The sequence below is a fragment of the Cryobacterium glucosi genome (assembly GCF_004402235.1).
GTDB lineage: Bacteria > Actinomycetota > Actinomycetes > Actinomycetales > Microbacteriaceae > Cryobacterium > Cryobacterium glucosi.
On the sequence record NZ_SOFS01000042.1, the window covers coordinates 1 to 1,075 of the forward strand.

The window sequence follows — 1,075 nt, forward strand, 5'->3', positions numbered from 1 at the left end:
TGTACTGAGTCATGACGTTGGTGACACTCGGCTGATGGGGGTTGTTCCGATGCCGGTGTGGATGCGTTCAGTGTTGTAGTAGTTGAGCCAGGGTGCAAGCGCTGCTGCGCGTTCGTCGTTGCTGGTGAAGACTTGGCTGTAGGCCCATTCCGTTGCGAGGGTGCGGTTGAGGCGTTCGACTTTGCCGTTGGTCCAGGGGCAGTGCGGTTTGATGAAGCGTTGCTCCGCGCCGATGTTTGCGACGGCCTGCTGGAACGCGACGGATTTTCGGTAGGCGAGGGCGTTGTCGGAGAGGACGCGTTCGATCTTTGGGATACCATTCGCGGCGAAGAACGCGGCCGCCCGGGTGAGGACGCCGGCGGCTGTGACGCCTTTTTCGTCGGGGTGGATCTCGACATAGGCGAGGCGGGTGTGGTCGTCGATCACGGCGTGGACGTAGTCGAATCCGATGCCGCGGCCACGGACCTGTTCGCTGCGACCGTGGGCTCTCCAGCCGCCGCCGCCGGGGATCCGGCCCAGTTTCTTCACGTCGATGTGGACGAGCTCGCCGGGACGCTCGCGCTCGTAACGGTTGGTCGTGGCACGGGTCGCACGAATGGGCTCCCCGGTGAGGGGATCGCACCAAGCCAGCGGGGGAACGTGGTGTCGCGCCAGTATCCGGGACACCGTCCGGGCCGGCACTCCAGTCGCTGTCGCGATGCGCATCGGCCCGGACTTGAGATCACGACGTGATTTCAGCACGAGCTCTTCCCGCTCCGGACTCGTCCTTCGGGGAGAGGACCGGGGTTGGGAGGACCGTTCGAGAAGTCCCGCAGGACCCTGGGCCCGGTAGCGGGCCAGCCAGCGGTGGGCGCATTGACGGGAGATGCCGAGCTCTTTCGCGACGTGAGCGACGGGCCGGTTATCGACAGTTACCCGCTCGATGAGCAGAACTTTTCCATGAATCGTCAAACGCGCGTTAATGTGACCCATGAGGACCTCCGTGACTTGTGAAGATTTCAGATACCTCCACTAAGCCCGGAGGTCCTCCTTCTTCACAAGCCCGAAAGTGTCACCAACGTCATGGCCGGGTACA

Annotated in this window: 1 protein-coding gene; it reads right to left on the reverse strand. The window is 63.3% G+C overall.

Features of this window, described 5'->3' with window-relative positions; genetic code table 11:
- Positions 1 to 9 precede the first annotated feature (9 nt).
- Positions 10 to 972, reverse strand: coding sequence for an IS481 family transposase (locus tag E3O46_RS16130; protein ID WP_134562083.1), 963 nt, complete (start codon positions 970 to 972; stop codon positions 10 to 12).
- Between the last annotated feature and the right edge of the window lie 103 nt (positions 973 to 1,075).

What these genes read in the sequence shown, in the direction of transcription:
- E3O46_RS16130 (WP_134562083.1), bottom strand. Translation starts at nt 972, where the DNA reads ATGGGTCACATTAACGCGCGTTTGACGATTCATGGAAAAGTTCTGCTC.